The following is a 17783-nucleotide window of genomic DNA, read 5'->3' as shown; positions in this document are numbered from 1 at the left end:
TTTACGCTAAGTTAATGATTTTAACGACTAGTACACGTCAGATGAGTACTATTTGACACAGTTTTTACAAGATTGAATTTGTAACATTGTGTATAGTTAGAGTTCTTAATTAAGGGATGTAAGACGCAAAATGCCAGAGATTAAACAGCTTTTTGAAAACAACTCTAAATGGTCAGAAGAAATTCGCTCTCAACGACCAGAGTATTTTACAACGCTTGAAGAGGGTCAAAGCCCTGGTTTTCTATGGATAGGCTGCTCAGATAGCCGCGTTCCGGCCGAGCGTCTCACTGGTTTGTATTCTGGCGAACTGTTTGTTCACCGAAATGTCGCTAATCAAGTAGTTCATACCGACCTAAACTGCTTATCAGTAGTGCAATACGCTGTCGATGTACTCAAAGTGAAACACGTTATTGTTTGTGGTCACTACGGCTGTGGCGGTGTTAACGCAGCGATAGATAACCCTAAACTGGGTCTTATCAACAACTGGCTACTCCACATACGCGATAACTATCTTAAGTACCGTAAGCAAATTGAATCTCTGCCTCGTGAACAATGGGGTGACAAGTTATGCGAAATTAACGTTGCTGAACAAGTGTACAATCTTGGTAACTCAACCATCATGCAAAGCGCATGGGAACGTGGGCAAGATATTGAAATCCACGGTGTGGTTTATGGTATTGGTAATGGCAAACTGCAAGATCTTGGTGTTCGTTGCTCAAGTAATGATACTTTAGAAAACAGTCATTTAGCGGCGCTTGATAAAATCCTATCGTCTCCAATTCTAGGTTAATTCTTAACGTCTAACCAATAGATATAAGAAAGAATAGATATAAAAAAGGCTCGCGTTTTGCGAGCCTTTTTTGTTTGTGTTCAACAGAGTCGTTATTACTCTTGAGGTACAACTTTACCGATGTACGGTAGGTGACGATATTTTTGTGCGTAGTCGATACCCACACCAACAACGAATTCATCTGGGATTTCAAAACCAATCCACTTTGTGTCTACAATGACTTCACGACGAGAAGGCTTGTCTAATAACGTACAAATTTCGATAGATTTAGGACCACGCAGGCTCAGAATTTCTTTTACTTTAGTCAGCGTGTTACCAGTATCGATAATGTCTTCTACAAGTAGAACATCTTTACCTTGGATGTCATCATCAAGGTCTTTCAAAATACGAACATCACGTGAGCTTTCCATGCCGTTGCCATAGCTAGAGGCCGTCATGAAATCCACTTGGTGAGTTAAATCGATAGCACGAGCAAGATCCGCCATAAAGACAAAAGATCCGCGCAATAAGCCAACTAAAACTAGATCTTCGCTACCTTGGTAGTGCTCCGTGATCTGCTTGCCTAGTTCGTTCACTCGATCCTGAACTTCTTGCTCAGAGATCATGACTTCAACTGTATGCTTCATACTGCTCTCATTTTATTTGGTGATTGCGACGAATGTTGACACTTTCGCCAGTTGTGTCGCTCAATTTTGTGCGTAAGTCTAGCACTGCTCAAATACCCACACCACCTTATGGTTCGAATTTACTGTTAGATTCTCAATGAAATGTGCATTGGTGCGTTATCCAATACTCGCATCCTTTCACATCAACACTGATCACGCTTTATGTATCAAGTTTGATGTAACTGTCTATAAAACAAGCACAAGGGATTGACCATTCACATATGCACCATTACACTCATCTTGGCTTAAATAATAATAAAATCATTAATATAAAAATTCGTTGGCAAGGAAAAACAAAATGGACTCAATAACGAAGAGACCTAGAACTAGGCTTTCACCCTTAAAAAGAAAACTTCAATTGATGGAAATCGCACTTGAAGTATTCTCTCGCCGTGGCATTGGCCGCGGTGGACACGCTGACATTGCCGACATCGCTCAGGTGTCAGTAGCAACAGTATTTAACTACTTCCCTACCCGTGAAGATCTGGTTGATGAAGTACTTAACCACGTTGTTCGTCAATTCTCGAACTTCCTTTCAGACAACATTGACCTAGATATTCACGCAAAAGAAAATCTACGTAATATTGCGACTGAAATGGTGACTTTAGTGGCTCAAGATAGCAATTGGTTAAATGTATGGTTTGAATGGAGCGCTTCGACTCGTGATGAAGTGTGGCCTCTGTTTGTAACCACTAACCGCACTAACCAGATGTTAGTACAAAACATGTTTAGCAAAGCGATTGAACGCGGCGAAGTTTGCGACGATCACGACCCTAAACATCTTGCGAACCTATTCCACGGCATTTGTTACTCGCTATTCATCCAAGCGAAACGTGTAGATACACAAGAAGAACTTTCGACCTTGACGGATAGCTACTTGAACATGCTGTGCATTTATAAGTAGCTTCGAGCTTCGAACAAAACTAAAGGGTTGGCTTTTACGCTAGCCCTTTTTTATTTCCTCTCACCTAATCAGATTCCCTATTCCTTCCTTCGTCACTCTAGAGAATGACGGATATAAAGAACCACTACGCTTAACTTCATCGTCACTATAAACGACAGACAAAAAAATTAATCAGACACTAAAGCATGACGACGATCTTTTCTTCAGACATAAAAAAACCGCTGACGAATCAGCGGCTTTTAAAAACATTAGCGAGTGGCTAAAGAAGAATTATTTCTTCTTTTTTACTGCTTTTTTGTTTGGAAGGTCAGTGATTGAACCTTCGAATACTTCCGCAGCTAGACCAACAGACTCGTGTAGAGTTGGGTGAGCGTGGATAGTCAGTGCGATATCTTCTGCATCACAACCCATTTCGATTGCTAGGCCGATTTCGCCAAGAAGTTCACCACCGTTAGTACCAACAACAGCACCACCGATTACGCGATGAGTCTCTTTATCGAAGATCATCTTAGTCATACCGTCAGCACAGTCAGAAGCGATTGCACGACCAGAAGCAGCCCAAGGGAAAGTAGCAACTTCGTAGTTCAGGCCTTCCGCTTTCGCTTCTTTCTCAGTCTTACCTACCCAAGCCACTTCTGGCTCAGTGTACGCAATTGATGGGATTACTTTAGGATCGAAGTAGTGCTTCTTACCAGAGATAACTTCAGCAGCTACGTGACCTTCATGCACACCTTTGTGAGCAAGCATTGGTTGACCAACAACATCACCGATCGCGTGGATGTGAGGAACGTTAGTACGCATTTGCTTATCAACATTGATGAAACCGCGCTCATCAACTTCGATACCCGCTTTTTCAGCGTCGATAAGCGCACCGTTTGGAACACGACCGATAGCAACAAGAACTGCATCGTAACGCTCAGCTTCTGCTGGTGCTTTCTTGCCTTCCATTGAAACGTAGATACCGTCTTCTTTCGCTTCAACAGCAGTAACTTTAGTTTCAAGCATTAGCTTGAACTTATCTTTAATGCGCTTAGTGAAGACTTTAACGATGTCTTTATCCGCAGCAGGGATAACTTGATCGAACATCTCAACAACTTCAACTTTAGAACCTAGAGAGTGGTAAACCGTACCCATCTCAAGACCGATGATACCACCGCCCATGATAAGCAGTTTTTCTGGTACTTCGTTTAGTTCTAGTGCATCCGTAGAGTCCCAAATACGTGGGTCTTCATGTGGGATGAAAGGAAGTTTGATTGGGCGAGAACCCGCAGCAATGATTGCGTTGTCGAAGTTAACTGTCGTTGCTTCGCCTTCGCCTTCAACAAGAATGCTGTTAGGACCAGTGAACTTACCAAAACCGTTAACAACTGTAACGTTACGCATCTTAGCCATACCGCCAAGACCGCCAGTCAGTTGATCAACTACTTTTTCTTTCCAGATACGGATCTTGTTGATGTCCGTCTGTGGCTCGCCGAATACAACGCCGTGCTCTGCCATCGCTTTTGCTTCTTCAATTACTTTAGATACGTGAAGAAGTGCTTTTGATGGAATACAACCAACGTTTAGACATACACCACCAAGAGTGCTGTAACGTTCAACTAGTACTGTTTCTAGACCTAAATCCGCACAACGGAATGCCGCTGAGTAACCAGCAGGACCTGAACCAAGTACAACAACTTGGGCTTTAATTTCTTTGCTCATTGTGACCTCTTGTAGTCATTATCCCTAACAGGCTGAGTAGATGTTCTTAAAATTATTGGGCTTTCAAACAGGAAACATTTTACAGAGATGTTAACAGTGTGAAAGTAGCTTTAAGTTAGCCTGTGAGCTAGACAACAATTCCCCCGCAGTTTATGAGAAATGCCGGAAATTGTTCTCTAAAAATAGTCTTTATATAAAGAATTAAGGTGACCCGAAAGTCACCTTAATAATTACTTTCTCAATTACAGTACTAGACGACGAATGTCAGATAGTGCGCTGTTTAGGAAAGTAATGAAGCGTGCACCTTCAGCACCATCGATCACACGGTGATCGTATGATAGAGACAGTGGAAGCTGTAGACGTGGTTGGAACTCTTTGCCATTCCAAACAGGCTTAATTTCAGACTTAGATACACCTAGGATACCTACTTCTGGAGCATTTACGATTGGAGTAAATGCAGTACCGCCAATACCACCAAGGCTAGAGATTGTGAAACAACCGCCTTGCATGTCTGCCGCTGTTAGCTTACCAGAACGTGCTTTCTTAGAAACAGCCATTAGCTCTTCAGATAGCTCGTAAATGCCTTTCTTGTTCACGTCTTTGAAAACAGGAACAACTAGGCCGTTTGGTGTATCAACAGCGATACCCACGTTTACGTACTTCTTAAGAATGATGCTTTCGCCATCTTCAGAAAGAGAAGAGTTAAACGCTGGGAATGCTTCTAACGCTTTAGCAACAGCTTTCATGATGAACACAAGTGGAGTGATCTTCATGCCAGTGTCTTTCTTCGCTTCGATTGCGTTCTGTTCTTTACGGAATGCTTCTAGCTCAGTGATGTCTGCGTTGTCCCACTGTGTAACGTGCGGGATCATTACCCAGTTACGGTGTAGGTTAGCGCCAGAGATCTTCTTAATCTTAGAAAGCTTCTGAACTTCCGTTTCGCCGAACTTGCTGAAGTCAACTTTTGGCCACGGTAGTAGACCAAGAGCAGAACCGTCGCCGCCTTTGCCAGATGCTGTAGCACCAGACTCAAGACGCTTAAGTGCATCTTTAACGTAAGACTGAACGTCTTCTTTAAGTACGCGACTCTTACGACCAGTACCTTTAACTTTCGCTAGGTTTACACCGAATTCACGAGCTAGACGACGAACAACTGGAGATGCGTGAGCGTACTCGCCGTTCTCTTGGAAGTCGCCAGCTGCTGGAGCTACTGCTTCTGCTTTAGGACGGTCCGCCGATGCGGCAGGTGCTGCTGCCGGAGCTGCTGCTTGTGCTGGAGCTGGAGCCGCTACTGCTACTGGAGCTGCGCCTTCAACAACGAAAGTCATGATTGAAGAGCCTGTTGACACTTTGTCGCCAGCTGCAATCTTGATTTCTTTTACTGTACCAGCGAATGGTGCAGGCACTTCCATTGAAGCTTTGTCGCCTTCAACAGTAATTAGAGATTGCTCTTCTTCTACTGTATCGCCAACCGCTACCATGATCTCAGTAACTTCTACTTCGTCGCCACCGATATCAGGAACGTTCACTTCTTTCTCAGCAGATGCTGCTGGAGCCGCTGCAACTGGTGCCGCCGCTGGAGCAGGAGCTGCGGCAACTGGAGCGCCAGAACCTGCCACTTCAAATACCATTACTAGAGAACCAGTAGATACTGAATCACCAGAAGCGATCTTGATTTCTTTAACGATACCAGCAAATGGTGCAGGAACTTCCATTGAAGCCTTGTCACCTTCAACAGTAAGAAGAGATTGCTCTTCTTCTACTGCGTCGCCAATAGCTACCATGTTTTCATTTACTTCAACTTCACCACCGCCGATATCAGGAACGTGAACTTCTTTAAGCTCAGCTGCCGCTGCAGGAGCTGCTGCAACTGGTGCCGCCGCTTCAACTGCTGGCGCAGCCGGTGCTGCTGCACCTTCCGCTTCGAAGATCATGATAAGAGAACCAGTAGAAACAGAATCGCCTTCTGCTATTTTGATTTCTTTAACGATACCCGCTTGAGACGCAGGAACTTCCATTGAAGCTTTGTCGCCTTCAACAGTGATCAGTGACTGTTCTTCTTCAACCTTGTCGCCAACGTTTACAAGAATCTCAGTTACTTCAACCTCGTCAGCACCGATGTCTGGTACATTAATTTCGATTGTCATTGTATTTACCTACCTTAATGCCAGTCTTATGCGTATTGCGGGTTAATTTTGTCTGCGTCGATGCCGAATTTAGCAATTGCTTCAGCAACTACTGATTTCTCAACATCACCACGTTTAGCCAGTTCAGTAAGTGCTGCAACAACAACGTAGCCTGCATTTACTTCGAAGTGACGACGTAGGTTTTCACGGCTGTCTGAGCGACCGAAACCGTCAGTACCAAGTACTTTATAAGACTCAGAAGGCATGAATGCACGTACTTGCTCAGCGTAGTTCTTCATGTAATCCGTAACTGCGATTGCAGGTTCGTTACCAAGAACAGTTGTGATGTACGGTACTTTCTCTTCAGCTTCTGGGTGAAGCATGTTGTCACGCTCTACCGCTTGGCCGTCACGAGTCAATTCGTTGAACGACGTTACAGAGAATACATCAGATGCTACGCCGTACTCTTCGCTCAGGATCTTAGCGGCTTTACGCGCTTCGTTCATGATAGTACCAGAGCTCATTAATTGAACCTTAGACTTAGAACCTGCGTAAGACTCAAGCTTGTAAATACCCTTACGGATGCCTTCTTCAGCGCCTTCTGGCATTGCTGGCATTGCGTAGTTTTCGTTCATTACTGTTAGGTAGTAGTAAACATTCTCTTGGTTCTCACCGTACATGCGACGGATACCGTCTTGCATGATTACCGCTAGCTCGTAAGCAAACGTTGGGTCGTAAGAGATACAGTTAGGTACAGTGTTCGCCATGATGTGCGAGTGGCCATCTTCGTGCTGTAGACCTTCGCCGTTTAGCGTTGTACGGCCTGCAGTTGCACCAAGTAGGAAACCACGAGCTTGTTGGTCACCTGCTAACCAAGCCATATCACCAATACGTTGGAAACCGAACATTGAGTAGTAGATGTAGAACGGAATCATCGGTAGATCGTTTGTGCTGTATGAAGTTGCAGCTGCAACCCATGAAGCCATAGAACCTAGTTCGTTGATACCTTCTTGAAGAACTTGACCAGACGTTGCTTCTTTGTAGTAAGAAACGATGCCTTTATCTTCAGGCGTGTAGTCTTGACCGTGTGGGTTGTAGATACCAACCTGACGGAATAGACCTTCCATACCGAATGTACGAGCTTCATCACAGATGATAGGAACAATGTTCTTACCAATGTTCTTATCTTTAAGAAGGATGTTAAGCGTACGTACATAAGCCATCGTTGTAGAGATATCACGCTTCTGTTCACCCAGTAGAGGTGCGAATGCGTCTAGCTCAGGAACTTTGAACTCTTGAGTGAATTTTGGCAGACGCTGAGGAGTGTAACCTTGTAGTGCTTTACGACGAGCATGTAGGTATTCGTACTCAGCTGAACCTTCTTCCAGTGTTAGGTAAGGAAGCTCAGATACTTTCTCATCAGAAAGGATGTCTTGTAGGCCTAGACGGTCACGTAGGTATTGTACGTGAGTCATGTCCATCTTCTTAACACCGTGAGCGATGTTCTTACCTTCTGCAGCTTCACCCATACCGTAACCTTTAACTGTCTTAGCTAGGATTACTGTTGGTTTGCCACCTGTCTCTTTTGCATTGTTGAATGCAGCGAACAGTTTAGAAGAGTCGTGACCACCACGTTTCAGTTCGAAGATTTGGTCGTCAGTCATGTCTGCAACTAGTGCAGCTGTTTCTGGGTACTTACCAAAGAAGTGCTCACGTACGTATGCGCCATCTTTAGATTTGAATGTTTGGTAGTCACCATCGATAGTTTCATTCATTAGTTGAAGAAGCTTACCAGTCGTGTCTTTAGCTAGTAGAGAATCCCAGTTGCTACCCCAGATAACTTTAACAACGTTCCAACCTGCGCCTTTAAATAGGCCTTCAAGTTCTTGGATGATGCTACCGTTACCCATTACAGGGCCGTCTAGACGCTGTAGGTTACAGTTGATTAGGAAACATAGGTTGTCTAGCTTCTCACGCGCAGCGAAAGAGATAGCACCACGTGATTCTGGCTCATCCATCTCACCGTCACCTAGGAACGCGTATACACGCTGACCTGAAGTATCTTTCATGCCACGACCTTCAAGGTACTTAAGGAAGCGCGCTTGGTAGATAGCAGAGATAGGGCCTAGACCCATAGATACTGTTGGGAACTGCCAGAATTCAGGCATTAGTTTAGGGTGCGGGTATGAAGGGATACCTTTACCATCAACTTCTTGACGGAAGTTATCTAGCTGTTCTTCAGTTAGACGACCTTCAACGAATGCACGAGAGTAGATACCAGGAGAGATGTGACCTTGGTAGTAAACTAGATCGCCACCGTCTGTCTCGTTTGGAGCACGGAAGAAGTGGTTAAAACATACTTCGTAGAACGCAGCAGCTGACTGGTAAGAAGCCATGTGACCACCAAGGTCTAGGTCTTTCTTAGAAGCACGCAATACAATCATGATTGCGTTCCAGCGAATAATCGAACGAATACGACGCTCAAGAGTTACGTCACCAGGGTAAGCTGGCTCTTGTGCTGCTGGAATTGTGTTGATGTAGTTCGTGTTGATGCCTGTAGCCATATCAACACCATCTAAACGCGCTTTATCTAGAACTTGTTCTAGTAAAAACTGTGCACGTTCTACACCTTCTTCACGTACTACTGACTCAAGAGCTTCTAACCAATCTTGAGTTTCCAGAGCATCAACGTCATGCTTCATGTCAGACATGGCGATCTATCCTTTTTGTTAGTTGGATTCTACTAAACACGTAAAAAGCCGAAGTATTACGACTATTTACCCTGTTGGATTCGACGTAAAGAACGTTCGCGGCGCGACTCTTCTTTGGTCAAATCCATCAATGTTTCTTCGATGTAAGCTAAATGAGAGTGTGACATTTCACGCGCCTGTTCTGGCTGTCCTGAAACGATCGCATCTACAATATTAGCTCGATGTATACTCACTTTCTCCACAACGTCTTTACGACGATGCAACAGTTTTAAATTTTCTAAGACGTTTTGTTCGAGTAACGGAGCCAAACTACGAACAATGTGCAATAACACCACATTGTGCGCTGCCTCTGTTAAAGCAATAAGAAAAGCCATCACAGCTGCAGACTCGGCTTCAATATCACCCTTATCTTGCGCACCGCGAATTTTTTCTTGGCATGCTTGAATTCGAGCAAAGTCTTCATCAGTACCACGTAATGCCGCGAAGTAAGCCGAAATCCCTTCCATCGCATGACGCGATTCCAACAAGTCTAGTTGGGTTTCAGAATGGGAGGACAACAAATTAAGCAAAGGATCTGAAAAGCTTTTCCAGATATTTTCGCTAACAAACGTACCTCCACCTTGACGGCGAGTAAGCAAGCGTTTTGCTTCTAAACGTTGTATCGCTTCTCGGATTGAAGGACGAGACACATCGAACTGTTTCGCCAGTTCACGCTCAGGCGGCAGCTGCTGCCCTGGAGCCAGTGTTCCTTCCACTATCAACCTTTCTAACTCTTGTTCGATAACGTCCGAGAGTTTTGGCTGACGAATCCTTTGATAAGCCATAGTTTGTTGTTCTTCTTTTTCTTCGCTGACAATTGGTATTACCAATTTTAAGTTGGGCAGAAATTAACATAATTAAAACGCCACTGTCCAGACTAAAATTGACCTGAATCATAGAACACAGCACGAATTAACCATGATTTAACAAATGAAATTTAAAACAGCAACCAATTTGGTCTTACCATTTACAGGGGTAATACTTTTGGGGAGTATCCGTGCTAGAAAGTTTCAGGATAAAAATGGATTGTTTCAGAAAGATGAGTGCCACTTGATTAAAAATCAAACCAAGCGCACATTAGAGGTAGAAATCCTGTTCATAAGTTTTAATATTAGATCGTTTGATAAGCTCGTCACACTCTCGATTTATTGACGCCCTCCCCCTAACCACTTTATTTACATCGCAACAACAAAAATTCACAAGTCATTATGCTAGGCGTTGACTATTCAACCACCAGCAACAATAAGAGCATCTTCGATAATGAGGCTTAAACCTTGAGCTCGCCTTTAAACTTCTGCCAGTCGAAAACCAAACCAGGGTCAGTTTTGCGTAACGGGGCTATATATTGATGACCAGTGATACGCTCGGTGGTTATTTGAGGGAAAGTCGATACGATCGTTTCTGTTAATCGAGAAAGCGCTTGGTACTGCTGCTCTGTATAAGCGATAAAGTCGCTTCCTTCCAGCTCAATACCAATCGAGTAATCATTACACCTTTTACGCCCCGCAAAGCTCGACTGGCCTGCGTGCCAAGCTCGGTCAAGAAATGACACAAACTGTACCACCTCACCATCACGGCGAATCAAGCAATGTGCCGAAACGCCCATTTGGTGAATCACTTTAAAAAATGGATGATCTGCCGGATCAAGTTTGCCCGTGAAAAACTGTTCAATGTAAGGGCCGCCAAATTGGCCTGGTGGTAAACTAATGTTATGAACCACCAGCAGAGAGATATCGTCGGTGCTGGGTCTAGCATCAAAATACGGAGAAGGAACATGCCGAGCATTGTCGTACCATCCGTTGGAGCTCATCGTCATCTTAGTCTCGCTTTCTTTTCTACTAGCGCAATAAGATTGTGACTTTGCCCATAGAGCAGTCGCGCTAGCCTCTTTAATTTGAAGTTAAGCAAGAGTATCATTCCATTCCCACTCCCTTTCAAGATTAGATTTGCGATGAAAAACACACATAACAGCCACCAACGCCTTGATTACTTAAAAGAGCAACTGCCGCTAGAGATCACTCGCGCAGTCGCTGAGACCATCAAAGAAGATCTAGGTGGTACGTTAGATCCAGCGGCTGATATTACGGCAAGTCTAATCCCTGCAGACGCAATCAACAGCGCAACCATCATTACCCGTGAGCACGGTGTGTTCTGTGGTAAAGCTTGGGCTGATGAAGTGTTTAAGCAATTGGGCGGTGAAGTCACTATCGAGTGGAACGTAGAAGACGGTGACAAAGTTGAACCAAATCAAACACTTTGTACCCTAACAGGCCCTGCTCGCGCACTTTTAACCGGTGAGCGTAACGCAATGAACTTCATTCAAACACTATCGGGTTGTGCGACAGCGACAGCAATCTATGCTGATAAGATCAAACACACAGAATGCCGCCTATTAGACACTCGCAAAACGATTCCTGGCCTACGTAGTGCACTAAAATATGCCGTGGCATGTGGCGGCGGTTTCAACCACCGTATTGGTGTTTTCGATGCGTACCTAATCAAAGAAAACCATATCATCGCATGTGGTGGCATTGAGAAAGCGATCTCGACAGCAAAAGAGCTTAACCCGGGTAAGCCAGTGGAAGTGGAAACAGAAAGCCTAGCAGAGCTAGAGCAAGCGATCAGCGCGGGTGCAGACATCATCATGCTAGACAACTTCACCACAGACATGATGCGTGAAGCGGTTAAAATTAACGCAGGTCGTGCAGCACTAGAAAATTCAGGTAACGTGACTTTAGATACGATTGCAGAGTTCGCTGAAACGGGTGTCGATTACATCTCAGTGGGTGCACTGACTAAGCATCTAAAAGCAATGGACCTTTCAATGCGATTCAAAGCTTAATCTCATAGTTCTATCAATCACTTAACTTCTAGGCATGGCAATCAGCCATGCCTTTTATTGCTTTTATTATCAGTATATCAATCAGTTAACTAAGCTGATCGCATAATTTTGCGCTCCATATGAAACAACACACCAATAAATACAAAACCACTCGCGCCTGCACCTGAACACCATTCCACTTCTAAATCTCAACTTCTATTCTTTCCATCAACCGGTGCTTGCACTGAAACAAACTAAACGAATGGAATAGAACAATGAAAAACAAAAGAAAAAACCAGAAAGGCTTTACGCTGATTGAATTGATGATTGTGGTGGCGATTATTGGGATTTTAGCTGCGTTTGCTGTGCCTGCTTATCAAAATTATACAAACCGAGCACATGCTAGTGAAATGTTAAGTGCTTCTTCAGCATTCAAGACAGCAACCAGTATATGCTTACTTGATGGACAAGCCGACTGTTCATCTGGAACTGGTGGTGTTCCTGGAAATCAACAATTTCAAAAAAATGCTACTGATGATTTCACTGTATCTTCCACTATTGCTCAAGCTGCATTAGGAACAGCGACAGGAAATATAACAGCAACAGTTGCAGCAAAAGGGGCATTAGCTGCTAATTCTACAGTTGTTTTAACTCCATCAATATCAGCCTCAGGTGTTACATGGGCAGTAACTTGTACCGGTGCTGGCAATGCAGACTGGTGTCCAGAAAGGTAATGTATACTAATCTTTGCACCGTTCTCCGTCAGGCTAACTTACTTAGCCTGACTCAAGAACAGGCCGTTGCGGAACATGTACAAGCTTCAGGTATTTCTACACCTGAAGCTTTGCTTGTTCTAGACATCTTCTCTGACGAGAGCCTCGCTAATAACATCAAAACCATTTTCGGTTTGCCGTTAGTGCAACTGGCCAATACTGACTATGAAATCTTGTGTGAGCAATTGGGGCTTCGTGAGTTGATCACCAAATATCGAGCAATCCCGATTTCAGTATCTAATTCTACTCTCACACTCGCCTCCGCCGATCCGACCGACTTGCAAGCGGAAGACGATTTTAGATTCGCGACAGGATTACAAATAGAACTCGTTGTCGCCAACTACTCCGAATTAGAAGGTGCAATACGTAAGCTGTATGGTCGAACGATTTCCGGGCAAGACTCCAAGCGCAAAGAGATCACACAGGATGAGCTCGCCGATCTCGTTGAGGTTTCTGACGACGAAATAGCTTCCATTGAAGATCTCAGTCAAGACAACTCTCCTGTCAGTCGATTTATCAATCAGATACTGGTTGATGCAGTGCGTAAAGGCGCATCAGACATCCACTTCGAACCTTATGAAGAAAACTACCGAGTACGTCTGCGTTGCGATGGCATTCTTGTTGAGGTCCAACAGCCCGCTTCTCATTTAAGCCGTCGGCTATCCGCTCGTTTAAAGATTCTTGCCAAACTTGATATCGCTGAACGTCGCTTACCTCAAGACGACCGTATTAAGCTGCGTTTGAACGACGAGCTGGCGATCGATATGCGTGTGTCGACTCTACCGACATTGTGGGGAGAAAAGATCGTACTGCGTCTTCTAGACAGCAGCGCAACCAATTTAGATATCGATAAATTAGGTTACAGCGAGGATCAAAAAGCGCTCTATCTCAATGCCCTAAAACGCCCGCAAGGGATGATCTTAATGACTGGGCCCACAGGCAGTGGCAAAACGGTATCTCTCTATACGGGGCTTCGCATTCTTAATACCTCTGAGCGCAATATCTCAACGGCTGAAGATCCGGTGGAGATCAACCTGTGTGGCATCAATCAGGTACAGGTGACGCCAAAGATCGGTTTTGGGTTTGCCGAAGCACTACGATCGTTCTTGCGACAAGATCCTGATGTAGTGATGGTCGGTGAGATCCGTGATTTAGAAACCGCAGAGATCGCGATCAAAGCGTCGCAAACGGGTCACTTAGTCCTCTCGACACTCCATACTAACTCAGCTTCGGAAACCGTGACTCGGCTCGCCCATATGGGGATTGAACCCTTTAACCTCGCTTCGTCATTGAGCCTGATTATCGCGCAGCGACTGGCAAGGCGACTGTGCAACCACTGTAAAGCAGCTGACAACTCGCCGGACATATTTCTACGTCACTCTATTCCTAACAGCCAAAACATCTACCAAGCCAATCCTCAAGGATGCAATGAGTGTAATCAGGGTTACTCCGGTCGAGTGGGTATCTACGAAGTGATGCCGTTTACCGACAAACTAAAAAATAGTCTGATTAATAAACCTAACGCGTTAGAGATTGAAGATCTCGCGCGTAGAGAAGGAATGAGAACACTGCAAGAATCCGGTATCGATAAGTTGCTTGAAGGCACCACCAGCTATCAAGAACTGCAACGTGTTCTGTATCTATAATCCATCGGAGCACTCATGAGCACTAAACTGCAGTCACAATTAAAAAACTACCACTGGAAAGGTATAAACAGCTCAGGCAAAAAGGTGTCCGGGCAAACCTTGGCACTCGCCGAATTAGAAGTACGAGAAAAGCTCAAAGAGCAGCATATTCAGATTAAGAAAATCAAAAAGAAAAGCATCTCAGCAGTCACTCGTTTAACACACCGAGTCAAAGCCAAAGACATCACCATTTTGACTCGACAACTTGCGACCATGCTTGCCACTGGCGTGCCTATCGTTCAGGCCATTAAGCTAGTGTCAGACAATCACCGTAAAGCTGAAATGAAATCAATTCTATTGCACATCTGTCGAGGTGTCGAAGCGGGAACCCCTATATCAAAAGCGATGCGGACGGCAAGCTCTCACTTTGACGACCTGTACACCGACTTGGTCGCTACTGGCGAGCTTTCCGGAAACCTAGCGCAAGTCTTTGAGCGCTTAGCAACCTATAGAGAAAAGAGTGAGCAGCTAAAGTCTAAGGTCATAAAAGCACTGATTTACCCCACAATGGTGGTCGCTGTCGCTTTGACTGTCTCTTACTTAATGCTCACCATGGTCATTCCTGAATTTGAATCGATGTTTTCAGGCTTCGGGGCAGATCTCCCTTGGTTTACTCAACAAGTACTCTCCCTTTCGCATTGGGTACAGGCTTACAGTCTTTATGCTGCCGTTGGCATAGGGTTAGTCACATTATTTACCTACCAACTGCGTCAACGGTCTTATTCCATTCGTTTATCATTCAGCCGTCTAGGCTTGCGATTCCCTATTCTTGGCCGAGTATTGGCCAAAGCCTCAATCGCCAAATTCAGCCGAACCTTATCAACCAGTTTTAGTACAGGGATTCCTATTTTAACCAGCCTGAAGACCACAGCCAAAACCGCAGGTAACTTGCATTATGAATCGGCCATCATCGAGGTTCATCGTGAAACTGCCGCTGGCATGCCGATGTATATCGCGATGCGCAATACCGATGCCTTTCCTGAGATGGTTTTGCAGATGGTCATGATAGGAGAAGAGTCCGGTAACCTTGATGACATGCTCAATAAAATCGCATCTATTTATGAATTTGAAGTCGACAACACCGTCGATAATTTAGGTAAGATTCTAGAGCCACTGATCATCGTATTTTTAGGCACCGCTATTGGTGGGCTTGTTGTCGCGATGTACTTACCGATCTTTAATCTTATGAGTGTGTTAGGATAGCTAAAAGCAACCAAACACCCCTCAAGCAGAGAACCACTGCTTGTATTGATTAAGTGGTAAAGGACACTATGGAAGTATTTCACTACTATCCTTGGCTATTCCCCGTATTAGCTTTCATTTTTAGCCTTCTTATTGGCAGTTTCCTCAACGTAGTCATACACCGTTTACCGATTATGATGGAACGAGAGTGGCAACAAGAGTGCTCGGAGTATTTCTCTCAATATAAAATTCCAGCGCCAGAGGGGAAGTTCAATCTCAGTATCCCTCGTTCGGCTTGCCCGAAATGTAAAACCCAATTAAGAATCGTCGACAATGTTCCAGTATTAAGCTGGTTGTTCTTGAAAGGTAAGTGTCATAGCTGTGCTAACCCAATCAGTGCTCGCTATCCATTGGTCGAACTGCTGACTGCAATACTATGCACCGTAGTGGCTAGCCACTACGGTTTCAATTACTACGCCATTGCTTTGATTTTTTTCACCTTTGCATTGATTGCCGCAACCTTTATCGACCTAGATACCATGCTGTTACCTGATCAAATCACCTTACCTTTGGTTTGGTCTGGTATCGCGTTAGCACTGTTTAACATCAGCCCAGTATCGCTTCAAGATTCCGTAGTTGGCGCAATGGCCGGCTACTTAGCTTTGTGGTCTGTTTATTGGTTGTTCAAGCTACTAACAGGCAAAGAAGGCATGGGATATGGAGACTTCAAACTCCTAGCCGCATTAGGTGCATGGCTTAGCTGGCAACACCTACCAATGATCATTCTTTTGTCGTCGCTGGTTGGTTTGGTTTTCGGCTTGATTCAACTTCGCTTGAAACAGCAAGGCATAGATAAAGCGTTCCCATTTGGACCTTACCTGGCGATTGCGGGTTGGGTAAGTTTGATGTGGGGCAATGACATCATGGGTTGGTATTTCACTTCTGTACTAGGGATTTAATCATGGCAATCATTATCGGATTAAGCGGTGGGATCGCCAGTGGTAAAACGACGGTAGCTAATCTCTTCAGCGAACATTTTCACATTGATATTGTCGATGCTGATATCGTGGCACGTGAAGTGGTGGCGTTGGGCAGTGAAGGTCTAAAACAGATTGCGACTCATTTTGGTGAAGAGGTATTGCTCGAAGATGGGGCGCTAAACCGAGCTAAACTGCGCGAAGTGATCTTTTCTGATCCCACAGAGAAACAATGGCTCAATGAACTGCTTCACCCTATGATCCGCGACAAAATTGACAGTGACCTGTCTAAAATCACATCCCCATATGGTTTATTAGTCGCACCGCTATTGGTTGAAAACCAAATGCAAGGCATGACCGATCGCGTATTAATCGTTGATGTGCCGGTAGAAGTGCAAATAGAACGTACGATGAGTCGCGATAATGTTTCTAGGGAACAAGTTAAATCAATTTTAAAATCACAGGCATCAAGAGAACAGCGCTTAGCAGTTGCAGATGACGTGATTAAAAACCATACTAAAAACCAAGAACTTTTGCCTCAAATCACAGATTTACATCAAAAGTATCTGGCAATCAGTGCAGTAGATGGGTCAGAATAGAATAATGTTGAATGAAGGTTTGCTCGATGATCACCCATAAATTTGAACATCCTCTAAATGAGAAAACACGCATCTACTTAAGAGTTGAATCACTCTTGAGGCAGTTACACTTGTCTTCTGCATTTTCCGATGCTCAACAGTATCAACTCTTTTTCCGTTCTATCTTTGATCTGATTGAAATATTCGAACAGATACAACTTAAGAGCGAACTCGCAAAAGATATTGAGAAACAGCGTGTAACCTATAAAAGTTGGTTAGATGTTGAAGGTGTCGATCAAGAGATGCTGACATCATTGCTCAATGATATTAGTCATATCTATCGTGAACTGATGCAGGCGGAACGTTTTGGACAATCATTAAAAGAGGACCGCTTCCTTAGCGCCATTCGTCAACGCTTTAACTTGCCAGGTGGCTCGTGTTGCTTTGATTTACCGGCTCTACATTATTGGCTTCATCTTCCTCTTGATAAGAGAGTTAGAGATGCTGAGACATGGATGGATAGCCTACAGCCTCTGTATGAAGCACTAACACTATGGTTGAAGCTCACCAGAGAGACTGGTCACTTTAAGGATCAGATCGCTCGTACAGGTTTCTTCCAAAGCGATGCTGATGAAGCGAATATCCTTCGCCTTTCAATTCCAATGCAATACGGTGCCTACCCGATGATCTCGGGACATAAAAACCGTTTCGCTATTAAATTTATGAGCTTTGAAACTGGGCAAGCCTGTACTCAAGATATTGAATTTGAGTTGGCTATCTGCAGCTAATTCATTTCCTTTATTGTTTGGCTTGAGTCCTCACTCGAGCCTA

General features: G+C 44.3%; 14 protein-coding genes and 1 pseudogene. 9 read left to right on the top strand and 6 right to left on the bottom strand.

The window, feature by feature from the left end; genetic code table 11:
- Window positions 1–130: 130 nt before the first annotated feature.
- Window positions 131–790 carry a carbonate dehydratase gene (can, locus tag AB6D07_RS03625; protein WP_009847590.1) on the top strand — a complete coding sequence of 220 codons (660 nt, stop codon included), beginning with the start codon at window positions 131–133 and terminating at the stop codon, window positions 788–790.
- Between the two features lie 95 nt (window positions 791–885).
- Here the strand turns inward: can and hpt are convergent, their stop codons facing one another.
- A complete protein-coding gene (gene hpt, locus AB6D07_RS03620; protein ID WP_009847591.1) occupies window positions 886–1416 on the bottom strand; it encodes a hypoxanthine phosphoribosyltransferase in 531 nt (176 codons plus the stop codon).
- A 337-nt stretch (window positions 1417–1753) separates the two neighbouring features.
- Between hpt and AB6D07_RS03615 the strand changes: the two genes are divergently transcribed.
- Complete coding sequence (locus AB6D07_RS03615) at window positions 1754–2359, top strand: LuxR/HapR/OpaR family quorum-sensing transcriptional regulator (protein ID WP_017103846.1); 606 nt, start codon at window positions 1754–1756, stop codon at window positions 2357–2359.
- A 270-nt stretch (window positions 2360–2629) separates the two neighbouring features.
- Here AB6D07_RS03615 and lpdA read toward each other — a convergent pair whose 3' ends face one another.
- The 5 genes and pseudogenes from lpdA to ampD all read right to left on the bottom strand — a co-directional run bounded on the left by lpdA (window position 2630) and on the right by ampD (window position 10804).
- Complete coding sequence (gene lpdA / locus AB6D07_RS03610; protein WP_012604738.1) at window positions 2630–4060, bottom strand: dihydrolipoyl dehydrogenase; 1431 nt, start codon at window positions 4058–4060, stop codon at window positions 2630–2632.
- A gap of 242 nt (window positions 4061–4302) precedes the next feature.
- On the bottom strand, window positions 4303–6207 hold the full coding sequence (gene aceF / locus AB6D07_RS03605; protein ID WP_372140701.1) for a pyruvate dehydrogenase complex dihydrolipoyllysine-residue acetyltransferase: 1905 nt from the start codon (window positions 6205–6207) through the stop codon (window positions 4303–4305).
- Window positions 6208–6233: 26 nt separating this feature from the next.
- A complete protein-coding gene (gene aceE, locus AB6D07_RS03600; RefSeq protein WP_009847595.1) occupies window positions 6234–8897 on the bottom strand; it encodes a pyruvate dehydrogenase (acetyl-transferring), homodimeric type in 2664 nt (887 codons plus the stop codon).
- A 62-nt stretch (window positions 8898–8959) separates the two neighbouring features.
- Complete coding sequence (pdhR, locus tag AB6D07_RS03595; RefSeq protein ID WP_009847596.1) at window positions 8960–9721, bottom strand: pyruvate dehydrogenase complex transcriptional repressor PdhR; 762 nt, start codon at window positions 9719–9721, stop codon at window positions 8960–8962.
- Window positions 9722–10203: 482 nt separating this feature from the next.
- A pseudogene (ampD, locus tag AB6D07_RS03590) lies at window positions 10204–10804 on the bottom strand (1,6-anhydro-N-acetylmuramyl-L-alanine amidase AmpD).
- Window positions 10805–10887: 83 nt separating this feature from the next.
- Between ampD and nadC the strand changes: the two are divergent.
- The 7 genes from nadC (at window position 10888) to zapD (ending at window position 17740) form a co-directional block, all read left to right on the top strand.
- The gene (gene nadC / locus AB6D07_RS03585) at window positions 10888–11778 is read left to right on the top strand and encodes a carboxylating nicotinate-nucleotide diphosphorylase (RefSeq protein WP_017103843.1); all 891 of its coding nucleotides are present in this window, start codon (window positions 10888–10890) and stop codon (window positions 11776–11778) included.
- A 254-nt stretch (window positions 11779–12032) separates the two neighbouring features.
- A complete protein-coding gene (locus tag AB6D07_RS03580) occupies window positions 12033–12491 on the top strand; it encodes a prepilin-type N-terminal cleavage/methylation domain-containing protein (RefSeq protein ID WP_017103842.1) in 459 nt (152 codons plus the stop codon).
- On the top strand, window positions 12491–14176 hold the full coding sequence (gene pilB / locus AB6D07_RS03575; RefSeq protein ID WP_372091194.1) for a type IV-A pilus assembly ATPase PilB: 1686 nt from the start codon (window positions 12491–12493) through the stop codon (window positions 14174–14176). The genes AB6D07_RS03580 and pilB overlap by 1 nt, the downstream gene beginning before the upstream one ends.
- A gap of 15 nt (window positions 14177–14191) precedes the next feature.
- Window positions 14192–15418 (top strand): type II secretion system F family protein, encoded by a 1227-nt coding sequence (locus tag AB6D07_RS03570; protein ID WP_017103840.1) that lies wholly within the window; start codon window positions 14192–14194, stop codon window positions 15416–15418.
- A 68-nt stretch (window positions 15419–15486) separates the two neighbouring features.
- A complete protein-coding gene (locus AB6D07_RS03565) occupies window positions 15487–16356 on the top strand; it encodes an A24 family peptidase (protein ID WP_372091192.1) in 870 nt (289 codons plus the stop codon).
- Window positions 16357–16358: 2 nt separating this feature from the next.
- On the top strand, window positions 16359–16973 hold the full coding sequence (gene coaE / locus AB6D07_RS03560; protein WP_017097339.1) for a dephospho-CoA kinase: 615 nt from the start codon (window positions 16359–16361) through the stop codon (window positions 16971–16973).
- A 26-nt stretch (window positions 16974–16999) separates the two neighbouring features.
- A complete protein-coding gene (zapD, locus tag AB6D07_RS03555) occupies window positions 17000–17740 on the top strand; it encodes a cell division protein ZapD (RefSeq protein WP_012604748.1) in 741 nt (246 codons plus the stop codon).
- Window positions 17741–17783: the final 43 nt, after the last annotated feature.

Source organism: Vibrio sp. 10N.239.312.C11 (assembly GCF_041466065.1).
In the GTDB taxonomy this organism is placed as follows: domain Bacteria; phylum Pseudomonadota; class Gammaproteobacteria; order Enterobacterales; family Vibrionaceae; genus Vibrio; species Vibrio tasmaniensis_A.
This window is presented reverse-complemented; position numbering and strand designations above follow the sequence as displayed.